Source organism: Streptomyces sp. NPDC006326, assembly GCF_040612915.1.
Lineage (GTDB): Bacteria > Actinomycetota > Actinomycetes > Streptomycetales > Streptomycetaceae > Streptomyces.
Genome location: NZ_JBEXRC010000081.1, coordinates 1 through 17,732, shown reverse-complemented (window position 1 = coordinate 17,732; position 17,732 = coordinate 1). Strand labels below are relative to the sequence as shown.

Sequence of the window (17,732 nt, the reverse complement as noted above, 5' to 3'; positions counted from 1 at the left end):
GCGACGCGAACGAAGAGAGCGCCCTTGACGGCCCGGCACGACACGGAAGGACAGTGGACTGACGGGACGCCCCCGGAACTTCTCCGATGCCGGGTTCGGGAATCCCGCCCCGAACCCACCGCCCCGCCTACCGCCCCGCCTACCGCTCCGCCCCGCCGGGAATCCCGCCCCCGAAGCCCCCGCTCCGCCCCTGAAGCCCCCGCCCCGCCTACCGCCCCGCCCCCACCCCCCGGTTCAGGCCGTTTCTCGGGGTGGGGACGTGAGGTCGATGAGGCGGCAGACCGTTTCGATGTCGATCTTGACCTGGGCGATGGACGCGCGGCCCGAGAGCCAGGTGATCAGTGCCGAGTGCCAGGTGTGCTCGATCACCCGGACCGCCGAGAGCTGTTCCGCCGTGGGCGGGGCGTCCAGGCCCATGGCGTCGAGGATGATGGCCGTGGTCAGGCGCGACACCGTGTCCACCTCGGGGCTCACGCTGCGGTCCGCGAACGTCAGGGCGCGCACCATCGCGTCCGCGAGGTGAGGTTCGCGCTGCAGTGCGCGGAACGCGCGCATCAGGGTTTCCGCGACCCGGGCCGCCGGGTCCTCCGCCGCCGGGGGGCGCTTGCGCAGGGTGGTGTGCATGTGCTGGAGCTGGTCCTGCATGGTGGCGACGAGCAGGTGCACCTTGGAGGGGAAGTAGCGGTACAGGGTGCCCAGGGCCACGCCGGCCGCCTCCGCGACCTCCCGCATCTGGACGGCGTCGAAACCGCCACGCCCGGCGAGCTGGGCGCTGGCGTGCAGGATCCGGCGCCGCCGCGCCTCCTGGCGCTCCGTCAGGGGAGGGGACGCCGGCGTGGTGACGGCCTTCGCTTCCGCTGTCATGTGCCCCGTTCCATGCGTTGCGTGTCGTGGCGGTGCTGCTTCCCGGGCCGCTCCGGGCTTGATCCGGGCCCAGCATGGCAGGCGCCGCGGCCGTGGCGCGAATCACCTGCTCCACCTCTTACGGTGTAGTTTCCGGCCGGTAGATTCAATGGTCATCAACGGATCAAGTCTGAAACTTGTTCTACATTATCCGAGCGGTTACGCTCCGGCGAAAAGTGCAGGGAGAAGGGGGCCGAGAGTGACCGCTGAGGCCATGGTGACGAGCCCTTTCGCGGGGGCCGCCACCGACGGCGACCGCCCGCTGCGCATCGCGCTCCTCACGTATAAGGGGAACCCGTTCTGCGGCGGCCAGGGCGTGTACGTCCGGCACCTCTCGCGCGAGCTCGTCCGGCTCGGGCACTCCGTCGAGGTCATCGGCGCGCAGCCGTACCCCGTGCTCGACACCGGCGCCACGCTCACCGAGCTGCCGAGTCTGGACCTCTACCGCCAGCCCGACCCGTTCCGCACGCCGAAGCGCGAGGAGTACCGGGACTGGATCGACGCCCTTGAGGTCGCCACGATGTGGACCGGCGGGTTCCCCGAGCCGCTGACCTTCTCGCTGCGGGCCCGCCGGCACCTGGCGGCCCGTGCGGGCCAGTTCGACGTGGTCCACGACAACCAGACCCTCGGCTACGGGCTGCTCGCCGACCTCGGCGCCCCGCTGGTCACCACCATCCACCACCCCATCACCGTCGACCGCCGCCTCGACCTCGACGCCGCGAAGGACCGCAAGAAGCGGGCCTCGGTCCGGCGCTGGTACGCCTTCACGCGCATGCAGGGGCGGGTGGCCCGCCGGCTGCCGTCCGTGCTGACGGTCTCCGGCTCCTCCAAGCAGGAGATCGCCGAGCACCTGGGCGTGCAGGGCGAGCGGATCCACGTCGTGCACATCGGCGCCGACACCGACCTGTGGTCGCCGGACCCGTCCGTCGCCGAGGTGCCGGGGCGGATCGTCACCACCTCCAGCGCCGACGTCCCGCTGAAGGGGCTCGTGCACCTCGTCGAGGCGCTCGCGAAGCTGCGGACCGAGCAGCCCGACGCCCACCTGGTCGTCGTCGGCAAGCGCGCCGAGCAGGGGCCGGTCGCCCGGGCGATCGAGTCGTACGGGCTCCAGGACGCGGTCCGCTTCGTCAAGGGCATCACCGACGCCGAGCTCGTCGACCTCGTGCGCAGCGCGCAGGTCGCCTGCGTGCCCTCGCTGTACGAGGGGTTCTCGCTGCCCGCCGCCGAGGCCATGGCCACCGGCACCCCGCTGGTCGCCACCACCGGCGGCGCCATCCCCGAGGTCTCCGGACCCGACGGGGAGACCTGCCTCGCGGTGCCGCCGGGTGATGCCGGGGCGCTGGCCGCCGCGCTGGGCCGGATGCTGGGCGACCCGCTGCTGCGGGCCCGTCTGGGCGCCGCCGGGCGGGAGCGGGTGCTGGCCCGCTTCACCTGGGCCAGAGCCGCCGAGGGCACCGCGGCGCACTACCGCGCCGCCATCGCGCAGCAGGCGGCCGCCCGCAGCCGCCGCGTGCGGTGACCCACCGCTGAGACCACCCCCCCGCACCCCCGTACTTCCACCCCCCCCCGTACTCCCCCCTCCACCCCCGCGACTGCGAAGGCAGGACCCCGTGCTGACCGTCGATTTCTCCCGGTTCCCGCTCGCCGCAGGCGACCGCGTACTCGACCTGGGCTGCGGCGCAGGCCGGCACGCCTTCGAGTGCTACCGGCGCGGCGCCCAGGTCGTCGCGGTCGACCGCAACGGCGAGGAGATCCGCGAGGTCGCCAAGTGGTTCGCCGCGATGAAGGAGGCCGGCGAGGCCCCGGCCGGTGCCACCGCCACCGCCATGGAGGGCGACGCGCTGGCCCTGCCCTTCCCCGACGAGTCCTTCGACGTGGTGATCATCTCCGAGGTGATGGAGCACATCCACGACGACAAGGGCGTGCTCGCGGAGATGGTCCGCGTCCTCAAGCCGGGCGGCCGCATCGCGATCACCGTGCCGCGCTACGGCCCGGAGAAGATCTGCTGGGCGCTGAGCGACGCGTACCACGAGGTCGAGGGCGGCCACATCCGCATCTACAAGGCGGACGAGCTGCTCGGCAAGATGAAGGCCGCGGGGCTGCGCCCGTACGGCACGCACCACGCGCACGGGCTGCACTCGCCGTACTGGTGGCTCAAGTGCGCCTTCGGCGTCGACAACGACAAGGCGCTGCCGGTCCGCGCGTACCACAAGCTGCTGGTCTGGGACATCATGAAGAAGCCCCTCGCCACGCGGCTCGCGGAGCAGGCGCTGAACCCGGTCATCGGCAAGAGTTTCGTGGCGTACGCGACCAAGCCGCACCTGCCCGTCGGCGCGGCGCAGTGAGTTCGCCGGGGCGTACGGAACGCCTGATCCTGGACGGCGTCCTGACCGCCGAGGAGGCCGCCGCGACGGTGGCGGGGATCCTCGCGGCGCAGCGCTCCGACGGGGCCATACCGTGGTTCCGCGGCCACCACCTGGACCCGTGGGACCACACCGAGGCCGCGATGGCGCTGGACGCGGCGGGCGAGCACGAGGCGGCGGAGCGGGCGTACGCCTGGCTGGCCCGGCACCAGAACCCGGACGGGTCCTGGTACGCGGCCTACGCCGACAAGCCGGAGGGCGTGGACACCGCCGAGCCGCAGGACGCGAGCCGGGAGAGCAACTTCGTCGCGTACGTCGCGGTGGGGGTCTGGCACCACTACCTGGCCACCGGTGACGATCCGTTCCTGGACCGCATGTGGCCGACGGTCTACGCGGCGATCGAGTTCGTCCTCGCCCTGCAGCAGCCCGGTGGCGAGATCGGCTGGAAGCGGGAGGCGGACGGCACCGCGGTCGCGGACGCCCTGCTGACCGGTTCCTCGTCGATCCACCAGGCGCTGCGGTGCGCGCTGGCGATCGCCGAGCACCGCGAGGAGCCGCAGCCGGACTGGGAGCTGGCGGCGGGCGCGCTGGGCCATGCGATACGGCGGCACCCGGAGCGCTTCCTGGACAAGTCCCGGTACTCGATGGACTGGTACTACCCGGTGCTGGGCGGGGCGCTGTCCGGCGCGGAGGCGAAGGCGCGGATCGACGGGCGCTGGGAGGAGTTCGTGGTCCCGGGGCTCGGGGTGCGGTGCGTGCTGCCGAACCCGTGGGTGACGGGCGGCGAGTCCTGCGAGCTGGCACTCGCGCTGTGGGCGGTGGGGGAGTCGGATCGGGCGCTGGAGGTGCTGCGGTCGATCACGCACCTGCGGGCCGAGAACGGCATGTACTGGACGGGCTACGTCTTCGAGGACGAGGCGGTCTGGCCGGTGGAGCAGACGACGTGGACCGCCGGTTCGCTGCTGCTGGCCGTGGCCGCGCTGGGCGGGGACGAGGCGACCGGGGCGGTGTTCGGGGCGCAGTCCCTGCCGTCCGGGCTGGAGCCGGACTGCTGCGGCGTGCCGGGGGCGTAGCTGCCGGGCGCGTAGGGCCCTTCTTCCGGATCATGTCCGGGCAGGCCGCCGGGGACGGCGGCCTGCCCGCGTTCCGCGGTGGTCAGCGGCGGTAGAGCCAGCCCGCCACCAGGTGTCCGACGAACAGGTAGACCACGGCCGCCAGGCCGTAGCCGACGACCACCTGGACCCATTCGGTGCTGAAGGTGAACAGGTCGTAGGACCAGGTCGCCAGCCAGGTCGCGGCGTCGTGGACGAAGTCGACGAAGCCGTTGGACCGGTTGGCGCCCAGCAGGTACAGCACGATCCACAAGGCGATGACGAAGGCCAGCACGTCCGCGACCAAGGCGACGGCCCGGGCGGCCTGACCGCTTCCTCGGGCGTGTACTCGGGTGTGTGTGCGCATGTCACGCGTCTTGCCGCGCCGGTGCGCCGCAAACCCGAACGGGTCCCCCGAGTGGCGCAGTTTCGGGCCGGGGGTGAGGCTGCGGGGGACACCTCACTCCCCGGAGGAAACCGTGTCCATACCCAGAACCGTACGTGTTCGTCGCGCCCTCACGGCGCTGCTCCTGTCCACCGCGCTGCTCGCCGGTGCCACCGGCTGCGGCGGCGGCTCGGGCGGGCAGAGCAGCGGCGAGGAGGTCTCCCGGTCCGTGGCCTCTGCCGAGGCGGCAGCCGCCCTGCAGATGGCGGCCGAGGAGGCCGAGGCGCGGGCCGCCCAGCCCACGCCGAGCACCTCCGCCGAGCGGCAGAAGTTCGCCAAGACGCGGTTCGTCGCCAACGCGGGCCTCGCGGCCGGGGCGACGTACCAGTGGATCATCAAGCCGTACCGGGCGGGCAAGTTCAAGAAGGGCGCGAAGGGCCGTACCTTCGCGCTCATCAAGGCGGGCCTCGCCGGGGCCTTCGCCTACAACCGGCTGAAGGCGGCCGCCGACAACGCCAAGGGCGATCCGCTGCTGTCGAAGGCGGTGGCCCCGCTGACGGCCGGCATCGAATCGCTGAAGGGCCTCGGCAGCAAACTGCGCAAGGGTGACGCGGGCGATGCGGACATCAGCTCCTTCGACAACGTCATCAACGGCGTCAAGGACGCCGGCAAGAGCGCGGGCGCCACGGTGACCGACAAGGTGCCCAGCGCCTCCCAGCTGGGCGGATAGCCCGGGCGGCCTGTTCAATGGTCGCGTGAGCGAGATCGGAGTCGTGTGTGCGGCCGCCGCCCTGGCGGCCGGGGCCGGGTGGTTGGTGCGCCGTCGGAACAGGCAGCGCGCGGCCGCCCGGCCCGAGGCCGGGATCCCGTGCATGGTGCGCAGCCCGGCCGGGGAGGGCCGCTGGCGGGCCGGCCGGGTGTACGGGGGGCCCGACGGGGCCCGGTGGGTTCCGGGGCGGGGTGCGCCGGTGCCGCTGCCGCAGGGCCGGGCGACCGGGGTGCGGGCGCCGTCGGTGCGGGAGGGGATGTCCATCAACCCCGGCTCGCGGATCGTGACCTGTGTGTACGGGGATGGCGCGAGCATGGAGATCGCGGTCATGCCGCTGGACCTGCGGGAGCTGCTGGCGGCGGTACCGCAGGAGGAGCGGGACGGCTCCGGCGCTCCGCCCGAGCCGGAGTCCCGGGCGTATCCGGAGCCCTAGGCGTATCCGTCAGTCCTGGGCGTTGAGCTCCGCGAGGACGCGCAGGGTGTGCGGGTCGGGGGCGGTGACGAGCAGGTCCGTGACGGGGCCCTTGCGCCACAGCTCCAGGCGTTCGGCGATGCGTGCGCGGGGCCCGACCAGGGAGATCTCGTCGGCGAAGGCGTCCGGGACGGCGAGGACGGCCTCCTCCTTGCGGCCGGCGAGGAACAGCTCCTGGATGCGGCGGGCCTCCTCCTCGTAGCCCATGCGGGCCATCAGGTCGGCGTGGAAGTTGCGGGCGGCGTGGCCCATGCCGCCGATGTAGAAGCCGAGCATCGCCTTGACCGGGAGCAGGCCCTCCGCGACGTCGTCGCAGACCTTGGCCCGGGCCATCGGGGCGATCATGAACCCTTCGGGGAGGCCGGTCAGGGCGGCCTGGTAGACGTCGGTGCGCACCGGTGACCAGTACAGGGGGAGCCAGCCGTCGGCGATGCGGGTGGTCTGGGCGATGTTCTTCGGGCCTTCGGCGCCGAGGAGCAGCGGCAGTTCCGCGCGCAGCGGGTGGGTGATGGGCCTCAGCGGTTTGCCGATGCCGGTGCCGTCCTCGCCGCGGTAGGGGTGGCTGTGGAAGCGGCCGTCGAGGGTGACGGGGGCTTCGCGGCGCAGGACCTGGCGGATGACGTCGACGTACTCGCGGGTGGCGGTGAGCGGGCTCGCGGGGAACGGGCGCCCGTACCAGCCCTCCACCACCTGCGGGCCGGACAGCCCGAGGCCCAGCATCATGCGGCCGCCGGAGAGGTGGTCGAGGGTGAGGGCGTGCATGGCGGTGGCGGTGGGGGTGCGGGCGGCCATCTGCGCGATGGCGGTGCCCAGGCGGATCCGCGAGGTGTGGGCGGCGATCCAGGTGAGCGGGGTGAACGCGTCGGAGCCCCAGGCCTCGGCGGTCCACACCGAGGCGTAGCCGAGGCGTTCCGCCTCGATGGCGAGGTCGAGGTGGCCGGGGTGGGGGCCGCGGCCCCAGTAGCCGAGTGCGAGTCCGAGGCGCATGGGCGGTCCCCTCCGCGGTGCCGTCTGCCGTCTGCCGTCTGCTGCATTTGACGATCCGTCAGGTGACTGTAGGGCACCGGCCCCCGCGCCGGGAAGGGCGAACGGCCCCCGCCTCGCAGGGAGACGGGGGCCGTTCGGGGCGGGCGGGCTCAGCCGCGCTGGATGCCCGAGGTGTCGTTCAGGACGCCGCGGCGCCCGTCCTGGGTCTGGGCGATCAGCGTCGAGGGACCGCGCTGGTCGACGGCCAGGTACCAGGTGCCCGGGGCGAGTTCGGCGATCGGGGTGGGGGAGCCGTCCTCGCCGAAGAGGGGGCGGGCCACCGGGACCGCGAACCAGAACGGGCTGAAGTCCGCAGCCGGGCCGGGCGCCGCGTCCTGCGGGCCCGGAGCCGGGGTGCCGCCGTACGGCGGGGCCGGCTGCGGGGTGGTGCCGTACGGCTGGGGCTGCTGGCCGCCCGGGTAGCCGTAGCCGGTGCCGGGCTGGGCCCCGTACGGGGAGGCCGCGGGCTTCGGCTCGGGCACCAGCCGGCCGGCGAGCGCCGGGATCTTCTCGCCCGCGACGGCCACCCCGGCCAGCGCGAGGGTGGCCAGGAACGCGAGGATGCAGCCGGCGCCCAGGTCGGCACGGCTCGGGCTGGTGATCATCGACCACAGCGCCGACCAGGCGGCCGCCACCGCGAGCACCGTCCCCCACGCCGACAGTGGCAGCCCCGCGAGCTTGGGGCCCTCCGGCTTGAACCGGGCCGCGATCAGCAGTCCGGCGGCGATGAAGCCGAGCAGGAAGATCGTGGGAAGCGCCAGGGTGTAGACGTCGGTGTCCCACGCGCTCGGCATGTCGATGCCGGTCGCGGAGTAGAAATCGAGGAACGAGGCGATGAACAGCAGCGCCGCTGCTCCGATCACCACGCCGTCGCCTCGAGTGAGGGAGCGGATGTTCACGTCTTAGGTGTCCTTCTCGGTCTCGGTCGTCTCGTGGTGCCGCGGTCGCACGTGCAGGAGCGGGGCGGGCGGGACCATGGTACGGAGGTTCCCCGCGGCCGAGAGGATCGGGGCAGCAGGCTCGTCCCGGAGGGACTACCCGCCCAAGAAGCCTACGATGCCGTCCGCGATTCCCTGGGCCGCCTTCTGCCTCCACTCCGGACTCGTCAGCAGCGCAGCGTCCTTGGAGTCACGCATGTTGCCGCATTCGACGAACACCTTGGGCCGGGTCGAGAGATTGAGTCCGCCGAGGTCGTCGCGGACCACCAAGCCGGTACCGCCGCCGAGGTAGTTGGCGGGCGAGGTCCCGGTGGTCCGGGCGAAGTTCCCGGCGATCCGCTCGCCGAGCACGCGGGACGGTCCGACGATCTCCGCGGTGTCCGCGGCGCCGGCCTTGACCTTGGCGGGCAGGATCACGTGGTAGCCGCGGCTGCCCTCGGAGACCCCGTCCGCGTGGACGGAGACCACGGCGTCGGCCTTCGCCTCGTTGCCGATGCGGGCGCGTTCGGTGATGCAGGGGCCCCAGGGGCGCTCACCGTCGTGCGTGAACACCACCTTGAGGCCCTTGGCCTCCAGGACGGTGCGCAGCCTGCGCGAGACGTCGAGGGTGAACTCGGCTTCCTTGTAGCCGGAGTTGGTGGAGGTGCCGGTGGCGTCGCACTCCTTGCGGATGGTGCCGATGTCCACCAGCTGGTTGATCTCCTTGCTGTGCTGGAAGTTGCCGGTGTTGTGGCCGGGGTCGATGACCACGGTCCGGCCGGCGAGCGGGTTCTTGGCGGAGGGGCTCGGTGTGGTGCCCGGGCCGTCCGTGGGGGTGGCGGCCGGCATCACGATCCGCGGCGGCCGCGCGTCGTCCGCGCCAGCTCCGGTGGTGACCTGGACGAGGACCCAGCCTGCGAGCAGGGTCGGAGCGAGCACGGCCGTCCCGACGGCGAACGCGGAGCGGCGTGCGAACCATCGCCGATCCGGGCTGGCCGGGGCGGCGGGCGCGGGCGGTGGGGGGCTGTCGTCGTAGCGCACGCCGCGATGCTATGCCGGGTGCCCCGCGCGGGCGCGGACAGTGGGCCATCCGGGGGCGTGGTGTGCTTATCCGCCCATACGCCCGCGCCGGCGCGGCTAGAGTCCCGGGCCGGTGCGGCGCAGGACCCGCAGCGAGTCGGTCACGGAGACCTCCTCGAAGGCGCCGGAGGCCATCGCGCGCAGGTAGATGCGGTACGGGGCCTGCCCGCCGTCGGCCGGGTCGGGGAACACGTCGTGGATGACGAGCGTGCCGCCGTGGGCGAGGTGCGGGACCCATCCCTCGTAGTCGCCGGTGGCGTGCTCGTCGGTGTGGCCGCCGTCGATGAAGACGAAGCCGAGCGGGCCGCCCCAGGCCGCGGCGACCTGCGGGGAGCGGCCCACGATCGCGATGACGTGCTCCTCCAGGCCCGCCTTGTGCAGGGTGCGGCGGAAGGTGGGCAGGGTGTCCATCAGGCCGACCTCGGGGTCCACGACCGACGGGTCGTGGTACTCCCAGCCGGGCTGCTGCTCCTCGCTGCCCCGGTGGTGGTCGACGGTGATCGCGGGGACCCCCGCCTCACGGGCGGCATCGGCCAGCAGGAGCGTGGAGCGCCCGCAGTACGTGCCGACCTCCAGCAGCGGCAGCCCGAGGCGCCCCGCCTCGGCCGCCGCCTCGTACAGCGCGAGCCCCTCGCGTACGGGCATGAACCCCTTGGCGGCCTCGAAGGCGGCGAGGGTCTCCGGCTTGGGGGTGGCCATGGTGCCTCCGGGGAGTGAGCGTCGGGCGTGCGGTGTGCGCCCATGCTGCCTTACCGGCTGGTAAGAGCCCGGTCCGGGGTCAGTTGGGTGATTCAGGTCACTCGCTCATGCCGGTGTGGTTACGCTCGGCTACACACCGAAACCGCCGCCTCACGGCGCGTACTTGGGGGTGACCGCTCCAATGGTCAGCAGCCGCGAACTCGATCCCAGTGCGTCCCCACTGGACTACTACGGCTCGGAACTGCGCCGCCTGCGGGAGGACGCCGGGCTGAAACAGGCGCAGCTCGGGAAGATCGTCTTCTGTACGGGCTCGCTGGTCGGACAGATTGAGACCACGCGGAGAGTCCCGACCCGGGACTTCTCGGAGCGGGTGGACGCGGCCCTGGGAACGGACGGGACGTTCTCCCGGCTGGTGGGGCTGGTGCTGCGCAGCCAGTTGCCGACGTGGTTCCAGGCGTACGCGGAGATGGAGGCGCGCGCGGAGTACATCTCTGCCTTCAACCCACAGCTGGTCTATGGCCTGTTGCAGGCTGAGGGCTATGCGCGGGCGGTGCTTGGGTCCCGGGGCAGCAGGGACCTCGACGCCAAGCTGGCCGCGCGGATGGACCGGCAGCGGATCCTGGACCGTGAGAACCCCCCACTGGTGTGGGTGGTCATGACTGAGGCTGCCCTGCATCAGGAGATCGGCGGCCGGGAGGTCATGCGGCAGCAGCTCGCCCACTTGCTGGATCTGCAGAGTCGGGAGTGGGTGCAGGTGCAGATCCTGCCGTTCACTGCGGGGGCCCACGCCGGACTCATAGGGCAGTTCAATCTTCTGCGGTTCGGGGACGGTCATGACCTTGTGTACACCGAGGACTTCATCCAAGGTCATATGACGGCCAATCCACAGGCCTTCAGGGAAGGTTCGCTTCGATACGATCTTTTGCGGGCCGCTGCCCTCTCCGTGGAGGGGTCAGCAGCTCTGATCGCCCGCGTAATGGAGGAACGTTATGGAGACCATCCAGGACCTGACGGACGCGCCGTGGCGTAAGTCCTCGTACAGCGGCGACAACGGTGGCGACTGCGTCGAGTGCGCCCCGCTCGGCGCCATCGCCTGGCGCAAGGCCTCGCACAGCTCCGACACCGGCGGCCAGTGCGTCGAGGTCGCGGCCCAGCCCTGCCGGGTCGCCGTCCGGGACTCCAAGAACCCCGACGGGCCCGTTTTCACCGTCAGTCCCGCAGCCTTCTCCGCCTTCGTGAGGACCGTCTAGGGGTGGAGCGCCCGGGACCGTCGGATCCGGCGCGGGTGGGGCCGTTCCGTACGGTCGGGGTGCTCGGGCAGGGCGGCATGGGCCGCGTCCTGCTGGGCGCCGGGCCGGACGGGCGGCTCGTCGCCGTCAAGCAGGTGCACGAGCAGCTCGCCCACGACGACGGGTTCCGCGCCCGGTTCCGGCGCGAGGTCGAGGCCTCGCGCCGGGTGTCCGGCGCCTACACCGCGGCCGTGATCGACGCCGACGCGGACGCCCGCACGCCGTGGCTGGCCTCGGTGTTCGTGGCCGGGCCGTCCCTGGGGGCCGCCGTGGAGTCGGTCGGCGTGCTGTCCGAGGAGCTGCTGCGCCGTCTCGCGGCGGGGCTCGCCTCGGCGCTGGCGGAGATCCACGGGAAGGGGCTGGTCCACCGGGACCTCAAGCCGGACAACGTGCTGCTCGCCGAGGACGGCGTGCGCGTCGTCGACTTCGGCATCGCGAGGGCCGTGGAGGGCCGGGGCAGCACCGGGCTCACCCGGGCCGGCTGGGTGGTCGGCTCGCCCGCGTACATGTCGCCGGAGCAGGCGGAGAGCAGAGAACTGACGCGGGCCAGCGACGTGTTCTCGCTCGGCTCGGTCCTGTTCATGGCGGCGACGGGCCGCAGCCCGTTCGCGGGGACCTCGACGCTCCAGACCCTCTACGACGTGGCGCACGCCGAACCCGACCTGCGTGCCGTCCCGGCCGGGCTGCGGCCCCTCGTCAGACGGTGCCTGGCCAAGGACCCGGTTGCCCGGCCGACCCCGGCGCAGCTGCTCGACCTGCTCGGTCCGGTCGCTCCGGCCGGCCGGCCTTGGCCGCCCGGGGTCTACGCGATGATCACCGCGCAGCGGAGGGACATCGACCGGCTGCTCGGCGTCGAAGCCCCCGAGCCGGAGCCCGCGCCGGAACCCGCGCCGCGCCGGGAGCCGGAGCCGCTGCGCCCGCGGCCGCCGACGGCCCGGCCTTCGTGGCGCCGGGCGGGGTGGGCGGCCGCGGCCGTGGTGGTGGCCGGGCTCGCGGGCGTCGCCGCTGCGGTGTGGCCCGACGGCGGAGGCGGCTCCCCGTCCGCCAAGGGGCCGGCGTCCGGGTCCGCGTCCCCGTCCGCATCGGCGTCCTTCTACGGGTACTCGGTGCTCCGCGGCTGCGGGGAGATGGCCTGGGAGCTGCCGCCGGGGCGGACCGTGGACGAGGACCGCCACGAGAAGACGGCGTACGACGCCCGGACGGTCTGCACCTGGCGCGCCTCGGACCCGTCCGCGCCACCGTCCGAGGTGGTCCAGTGGGACCTGCTGCTCAGCGGCTGGGGCCTGCAGAACGCGGCCGAGGAGCAGCAGCGCCGTTTCGGCGCCGCGGCGAGCGGCAAGAGGCGGGAGGCCGGCCTCGGTGCCGGCGACGAGGCCTACTGGGCGGACGGGGGATCCTCCACCGTCTGCGCCCTCGCCGTCCGCGACCACAACCTCAGCCTCACGGTGACCGTCACGGCCGAGCGGCATCCGGGGGCGTCCTGCGAACAGGACGCCAAGAACCTGGCCCGGACGGCGCTGGCGGCGGCCCGGCCGGGCTGAGCGGCCCTTGGGCCGCCCCCTGGCTGCCGGCCTACGCCGAAGCGGGGACCGCCAAGGGGGCGGGCGCCAGGTCGGGGTGGAGGAGCAACTGCGCCGCGTGGTCGACGAGGTGGTGCAGGGCCTGGCGGTACGTGTCGTCGCCGCCGAGCTCGTCGAGGAGGCGGTGGGCGGAGGCGCGGAAGGTGCCGAGGTCGGCGCCGAAGCGGCGGAGGACGTCGGGCGCGAGCAGGAGACGAGCCAGCTCCGACCGGGCCCGTCTGGAATGCCGTGCCGCGGCGCAGCGCCCGAGGAGCTGTTCCCGGCGGCGCGGTGTGGCCGCCTGTTCGAGGGCGCAGCTGAGCAGATAGGTCACGGTGCCGTTGGCGAGGTCCTCGTTGCGGCCGGTGAGGATGTCCTCCTGGTCGTTGAAGAGCTGCCACAGAATTCCGAAGAGGAAGCCGAACTCCCGCCACTGTTCCACGCTTTCCTCTGCCGCTCCGGAAAGGATCGCGGCCATGGCCGTGACCATCGCGTAGGGGCCGCCGGATTTGCCGCGATAGGCGGTGACGACGGTGTCGCGGGTGGCGTGGTCGGCGATCCCGGTGAGGTCGCGCAGCTGGCCCTCGGTCCCGACGGCCCAGCCGGTGGCGATCTCGGCGGTCAGCCGCAGGCGTACGGCCTCCGGCACCGGCAGCGACTGGACGATGCGGATCGGGAGCACGGTTCCGCTGATCAGGGAGGCGAGCAGGCCCTCGCTCTGGCCGAAGCCGGGGGAGGCGGCGGCGCGGTGGCCGTCGGCCAGGTCGTCGAGGTAGCAGGCGGAGGTCCACCACAGCAGGTGTACCGCGGACAGCGGGAGGGCCGGTTCGGGGCGTCCCGTCTCGGTGGCGTGCACCAGCATCGGGAGGACCGCCAGCGGGTGCCGCATTGTCTGGTGGTGCAGGAGTTTGGTGACGGCGCTTTCCGTGGCGCCGGGGGCCTTTGCGGTGGCGGGGGCGTGCGAGGGTAATGAGTCGAGCCGGGCGAGGGCGGCCCTGATCTCCTTCTCGATGCGGTGGGCGAATTCCTCGTTCACGTCCAGATAGGTCAGGCACTTCACGGCTGAATTCCGTTCCGTCGGGGGCGGGGGCGGCGCCCAGATTCGATCATTTGCACGGGAGGGGATCCAGAGCGATTTCCGGCCAGCGCCCGGAGGTTCCGGGACCGGCCCGGTCCGGCGGAGGCGTGCACCTGACCTTCCGTCAGAATGGAACGTGTTCTAGTGTGACCCGCGACCGACCGGACCGGCGACGAGGCGGCAGGATCCGTATGGGCATCGGAATCACGCAGGAACAGCAGGAGTTGGCCCAGGCCGTACGCGGCTGGGTGGCGCGGGCCATGCCCCCCGAGGACGTGCGCAAACTGCTCGACACACCGCCCAGGACCGGAGTGCGGCCCGTGTACTGGGACGGACTGGCCGCCGCCGGGCTGCTCGCCCCCCATCTGGAGGGCGGGAGCCTGCTGGACCTCGCCGTCGTGGTCGAGGAGGCCGCCCGGGCCGGACTGCCCGGACCGTACCTGCCCAGCGCGCTCGCCTCCGCCCTGCTCCACCGGGCCGGGGCCGGGGACCTGGCCGCCGCGCTCGCCGGGGGCGCCCGCATCGGGGCCGTCGCGCTCGGGCCCGGGGACCTGACGGCCGTCGCCGTCGAGGGCGGCGGGTACCTGCTCGACGGGACCGCGCCGCCCGTGCTCGGCGCCGGCGAGGCCGACCTCGTGCTGCTCGCCGCCGAGGCCGCGCAGGGCACGCGCTGGTTCGCCGTGGACGCCGCCGCGCTGGAGATCCGCACGCACGAGAGCGCCGACCCCACCCGGCCCACCGCCGAGGTACGGGCGCGCGGGGCCGCCGTCGCCCCCGGCCGGCTCCTCGACCTCGACGCGGCCCTGGTCCGGGACCTGGCCTGCACGCTCTTCGCCGCCGACGCCTGCGGCACCGCCGCCTGGGCGCTGCACACCGCCACCGAGTACGCGAAGGTGCGCGAGCAGTTCGGCCGGCCCATCGGGCAGTTCCAGGCCGTCAAACACCTGTGCGCCGACATGCTGGTCCGCCTGGAACAGGCCCGGGCCCTGGGCTGGGACTCCGCCCAGGCGGTGGAGGAGCCCGCGCCGGTGCGCTCGCTGACGGCCGCCCTCGCCGCCGCCACCGCGCTCGACGCCGCCTACTCGTGCGCCAAGGACTGCATCCAGGTGCTCGGCGGGATCGGCTTCACCTGGGAGCACGACGCCCACCGCTACCTGCGCCGGGCGCTCGTCGCCCGGCAGCTGCTCGGCCCCGGCGACGCGCACCGCGCCCGGGCCGTACGGCTGGCGGCGGCCGGGGCCCGGCGGGAGCTGCGGCTGGAACTGCCCGCGGAGGCCGAGACGTATCGGGCGAGGGCCCGGGCCGCCGTGGACCAGGCCCGCGGACTCGACCCGGCCGCCGCCCGGCGGACCCTCGCGCCCACCGGTTACGCCGCGCCCCACCTCCCGGCGCCCTATGGGCTCGGCGCCGGGCCCGTGGAGCAGCTCGTCGTCCAGCAGGAACTGGCGGCGGCCGGGGTCAGGCTCGCCGACCTCGGCATCGCCACCTGGGTCGTGCCCTCGCTGCTCGTCTACGGGACGGCGGAGCAGAAGGAGCGCCACCTGCTGCCGGCCCTGCGCGGGGACACGACCTGGTGCCAGCTCTTCTCCGAGCCGGGCGCGGGCTCCGACCTGGCCTCGCTGCGGACCAGGGCGGAACGGAACGGCGAGGACGGCTCCTGGCGGGTCAACGGGCAGAAGGTCTGGACGAGTTCCGCGCACACCGCCGACTTCGGGATCCTGCTCGCCCGCACCGACCCCGACGCCCCCAAGCACAAGGGGCTCGGGTACTTCGTCGTCGACATGCGGACCCCCGGGATCGAGGTCCGGCCGCTGAAGGAGATCACCGGCGAGGCCCTCTTCAACGAGGTGTACCTCGACGACGTGGTGCTGCCGGCGGACGCCCTGGTCGGCGCCGCCGACGGCGGCTGGAAGGTGGCCCGCAACACCCTCGGGAACGAACGCGTCCACATGGCCGACCAGATGAGCTTCAGCACCGGACTGGAGGCGCTGATCACGCGGTCCGCGGAGCTCGACGGCGCCTACCGGGCCCGCATCGGGGCGCTCGCCGCCGAGGCGCACGCCCTCGCCTGCATCGGACTGCGCACCACGCTCCAGCAGGTGTCCGGACTGGAGCCGGGCGCCGGGGCCTCCGTGCGCAAGCTCGTCCAGACCCCGCACCAGCAGCGCACCGCCGAGCTCGCCCTCGAACTGCTGGGCCCGGCGGGCGCGGTACGGGAGGGGGCGGGGGAGCGGGCGGTGCACGGGATGCTCATGTCCCGCTGCCTGACCATCGCCGGGGGCACCACGCAGGTGCAGCTCAACGTCGTCGCCGAGCGGATCCTCGGCCTTCCCAGGGACTAGGAGTTGTCGGGCAATGAAGTCGTACATCGTGGGCGTCGGCATGACGAGGTTCGAGAAGCCGGAGTCGAGGGACTGGCAGTACTGGGACATGGCCAAGGAGGCCGGGACAGCGGCGCTCGCGGACGCGGGCGTGGGCTACGAGCTGGTGGAGCAGGTGCCGGTCGGCTACTGCTTCCAGGCCTCCACGGCAGGACAGCGGGCCGTCTACGAGCTGGGGCTGAGCGGGGTCCCCGTCTACAACGTGAACAACAACTGCGCGACGGGCGCGACGGCGCTGATGATGGCGCGGCAGTTCGTGGAGGGCGGGATCAGCGACTGCGTACTGGCACTCGGCTTCGAGAAGATGAAGCGGGGCGCCCTGGGCGGCGGGGCCGACGGTGGGGACTTCACGACCTCGCCGGTGGCCCGGCACTACGGGATCATGGCGGCGCGGCACGGCTTCGAGATGTCCCCGCCGACCGCGCAGATCTTCGGGAACGCGGCGCGCGAGCACATGGAGCGGTACGGGACCACGGCCGCGCAGCTCGCGGCGGTGGGGGCCAAGAACCACCGGCACTCGGCGAACAATTCGTACGCGCAGTTCCAGGACGTGTACGGGGTCGAGGAGGTCCTCGCCGCGAAGACGATCCACGACCCGCTGACGAAGCTCCAGTGCTCGCCGACCTCGGACGGCGCGGCGGCGGCGGTGGTGATCTCGGAACGGTTCCTCGTACGGCACGGGCTGCACGCGAAGGCGGTCGAGATCATCGCCCAGGCGATGACCACGGACACGGAGGCCTCGTTCTCCTCCGGCTCCTGCATCGACGTGGTCGGCAAGCCGATGACGGCGGCGGCGGGGCGGGCGGTGTACGAGGCGTCGGGGCTCGGCATCGAGGACGTGGACGTGATCGAGCTGCACGACTGCTTCTCGATCAACGAGCTGCTGACGTACGAGGCGCTCGGCATGTGCGGGGAGGGCTCCGCCGGGAAGCTGGTGGAGAGCGGGGCGACGACGTACGGGGGGCGGTGGGTGGTGAACCCGTCCGGCGGGCTGATCTCGAAGGGGCACCCGCTGGGGGCGACGGGGCTGGCGCAGGCCGCGGAGCTGGTGTGGCAGCTGCGGGGCGAGGCGGGGCCCCGCCAGGTCCCGGGGGCGGGGGTGGGCCTGGCCCACAACATCGGGTTGGGCGGGGCGGCGGTGGTGACGCTGCTGCGCCGCTGACCCCCGGAGCGGGCTTCGCGGGCGGTGCTGTCGCTGCTCGGGATCTGTCTCGGCGGGGCCGGGCTTCGTAACGGCGTGGTGTCGTTGCCCGGGAGCGTCCTGTGGCGGGGTGGTGCCACTCCGGAAGTTCGTCTCGGCTCGCGGATCCTCGCGGGATCGCGAACGGACTCGGCGGTGACCGCTCATCCTCGACTCACCACCGCAGTGTCCCCACCCCGCCCGCAGATCTCGCGGCCCGGCCCCCGCAACGGACCACGGACGGTCGTCGGACGCCAAGCCGGGAGGAGCGCGTAGCGATCTGAGGCGATGGTGGCCCCCACCGGCCCCGATGGTCATCTCATTGGCGTCGGCTGCGGCTTGACCTGGGCTGGGCCCGGAACAGGGGGCCTATCGGCCCCGGATGGGGAACTGGCGGCGGGAGACGGCTCGCCCATCGCCGACGGGCCCGTCCCGGAACACGTACCCCCCCGGCCATCCTTCGGGGGCTTCCCGGCAGTCTTTGTCTTTCCGGGGCGGGCCGGGCAGTCAAGGGTGGCCGAAGGCCATCGCGAAGCGACG

At 73.2% G+C, this 17,732-nt stretch carries 17 protein-coding genes; 10 read left to right on the top strand and 7 right to left on the bottom strand.

The features are described 5' to 3' along the window. Positions 1-234: 234 nt before the first annotated feature. The gene (locus ABZ128_RS34305; RefSeq protein WP_356853665.1) at positions 235-864 is read right to left on the bottom strand and encodes a TetR family transcriptional regulator; all 630 of its coding nucleotides are present in this window, start codon (positions 862-864) and stop codon (positions 235-237) included. Positions 865-1,102: 238 nt separating this feature from the next. Here ABZ128_RS34305 and ABZ128_RS34300 point away from each other — a divergent pair, with 238 nt between their 5' ends. The 3 genes from ABZ128_RS34300 to ABZ128_RS34290 all read left to right on the top strand — a co-directional run bounded on the left by ABZ128_RS34300 (position 1,103) and on the right by ABZ128_RS34290 (position 4,339). Continuing rightward, positions 1,103-2,422, top strand: a complete 1,320-nt coding sequence (locus ABZ128_RS34300) for a glycosyltransferase family 4 protein (RefSeq protein ID WP_356853663.1) — start codon at positions 1,103-1,105, stop codon at positions 2,420-2,422. A gap of 91 nt (positions 2,423-2,513) precedes the next feature. Next, a complete protein-coding gene (locus tag ABZ128_RS34295) occupies positions 2,514-3,248 on the top strand; it encodes a class I SAM-dependent methyltransferase (RefSeq protein WP_356853662.1) in 735 nt (244 codons plus the stop codon). Beyond that, the gene (locus tag ABZ128_RS34290; protein ID WP_356853660.1) at positions 3,245-4,339 is read left to right on the top strand and encodes a prenyltransferase/squalene oxidase repeat-containing protein; all 1,095 of its coding nucleotides are present in this window, start codon (positions 3,245-3,247) and stop codon (positions 4,337-4,339) included. The genes ABZ128_RS34295 and ABZ128_RS34290 overlap by 4 nt, the downstream gene beginning before the upstream one ends. Positions 4,340-4,421: 82 nt before the next feature. Here the strand turns inward: ABZ128_RS34290 and ABZ128_RS34285 are convergent, their stop codons facing one another. Next, positions 4,422-4,724: a hypothetical protein gene (locus ABZ128_RS34285; RefSeq protein ID WP_356853658.1), complete on the bottom strand. Its 303-nt coding sequence runs from the start codon at positions 4,722-4,724 to the stop codon at positions 4,422-4,424. Positions 4,725-4,842: 118 nt separating this feature from the next. Between ABZ128_RS34285 and ABZ128_RS34280 the strand changes: the two genes are divergently transcribed. Further along, complete coding sequence (locus tag ABZ128_RS34280) at positions 4,843-5,472, top strand: hypothetical protein (protein WP_356853667.1); 630 nt, start codon at positions 4,843-4,845, stop codon at positions 5,470-5,472. A gap of 25 nt (positions 5,473-5,497) precedes the next feature. Then, positions 5,498-5,944 carry a hypothetical protein gene (locus ABZ128_RS34275; RefSeq protein ID WP_356853656.1) on the top strand — a complete coding sequence of 149 codons (447 nt, stop codon included), beginning with the start codon at positions 5,498-5,500 and terminating at the stop codon, positions 5,942-5,944. Between the two features lie 9 nt (positions 5,945-5,953). On the opposite strand, the gene ABZ128_RS34270 is transcribed toward ABZ128_RS34275, so the two are convergent. The 4 genes from ABZ128_RS34270 to ABZ128_RS34255 form a co-directional block, all read right to left on the bottom strand. After that, positions 5,954-6,970, bottom strand: a complete 1,017-nt coding sequence (locus tag ABZ128_RS34270) for an LLM class F420-dependent oxidoreductase (protein ID WP_356853654.1) — start codon at positions 6,968-6,970, stop codon at positions 5,954-5,956. A gap of 149 nt (positions 6,971-7,119) precedes the next feature. Then, a complete protein-coding gene (locus tag ABZ128_RS34265; RefSeq protein WP_356853652.1) occupies positions 7,120-7,908 on the bottom strand; it encodes a hypothetical protein in 789 nt (262 codons plus the stop codon). 135 nt (positions 7,909-8,043) lie between these two features. Further along, positions 8,044-8,967 carry an N-acetylmuramoyl-L-alanine amidase gene (locus ABZ128_RS34260; protein WP_356853651.1) on the bottom strand — a complete coding sequence of 308 codons (924 nt, stop codon included), beginning with the start codon at positions 8,965-8,967 and terminating at the stop codon, positions 8,044-8,046. A gap of 96 nt (positions 8,968-9,063) precedes the next feature. Next, positions 9,064-9,705: a class I SAM-dependent methyltransferase gene (locus ABZ128_RS34255; protein WP_356853649.1), complete on the bottom strand. Its 642-nt coding sequence runs from the start codon at positions 9,703-9,705 to the stop codon at positions 9,064-9,066. A 181-nt stretch (positions 9,706-9,886) separates the two neighbouring features. On the opposite strand from ABZ128_RS34255, the gene ABZ128_RS34250 reads away from it, so the two are divergent. From ABZ128_RS34250 to ABZ128_RS34240, 3 genes are read left to right on the top strand one after another with little or no spacing between them, the layout of a single operon-like run. After that, on the top strand, positions 9,887-10,735 hold the full coding sequence (locus ABZ128_RS34250; RefSeq protein ID WP_356853647.1) for a helix-turn-helix transcriptional regulator: 849 nt from the start codon (positions 9,887-9,889) through the stop codon (positions 10,733-10,735). Then, the gene (locus ABZ128_RS34245) at positions 10,695-10,955 is read left to right on the top strand and encodes a DUF397 domain-containing protein (protein ID WP_356853646.1); all 261 of its coding nucleotides are present in this window, start codon (positions 10,695-10,697) and stop codon (positions 10,953-10,955) included. Before ABZ128_RS34250 ends, ABZ128_RS34245 begins: the two co-directional genes overlap by 41 nt. Positions 10,956-10,957: 2 nt before the next feature. Beyond that, positions 10,958-12,535 carry a serine/threonine-protein kinase gene (locus tag ABZ128_RS34240; RefSeq protein ID WP_356853644.1) on the top strand — a complete coding sequence of 526 codons (1,578 nt, stop codon included), beginning with the start codon at positions 10,958-10,960 and terminating at the stop codon, positions 12,533-12,535. A 31-nt stretch (positions 12,536-12,566) separates the two neighbouring features. Here ABZ128_RS34240 and ABZ128_RS34235 read toward each other — a convergent pair whose 3' ends face one another. After that, positions 12,567-13,613, bottom strand: a complete 1,047-nt coding sequence (locus ABZ128_RS34235; RefSeq protein ID WP_356853642.1) for a polyprenyl synthetase family protein — start codon at positions 13,611-13,613, stop codon at positions 12,567-12,569. A gap of 209 nt (positions 13,614-13,822) precedes the next feature. On the opposite strand from ABZ128_RS34235, the gene ABZ128_RS34230 reads away from it, so the two are divergent. Together ABZ128_RS34230 and ABZ128_RS34225 are read left to right on the top strand one after the other, a co-directional pair. Next, positions 13,823-15,973 (top strand): acyl-CoA dehydrogenase, encoded by a 2,151-nt coding sequence (locus tag ABZ128_RS34230; protein ID WP_356853640.1) that lies wholly within the window; start codon positions 13,823-13,825, stop codon positions 15,971-15,973. Between the two features lie 13 nt (positions 15,974-15,986). Further along, positions 15,987-17,174: a lipid-transfer protein gene (locus ABZ128_RS34225; RefSeq protein ID WP_356853639.1), complete on the top strand. Its 1,188-nt coding sequence runs from the start codon at positions 15,987-15,989 to the stop codon at positions 17,172-17,174. Positions 17,175-17,732 lie beyond the last annotated feature (558 nt).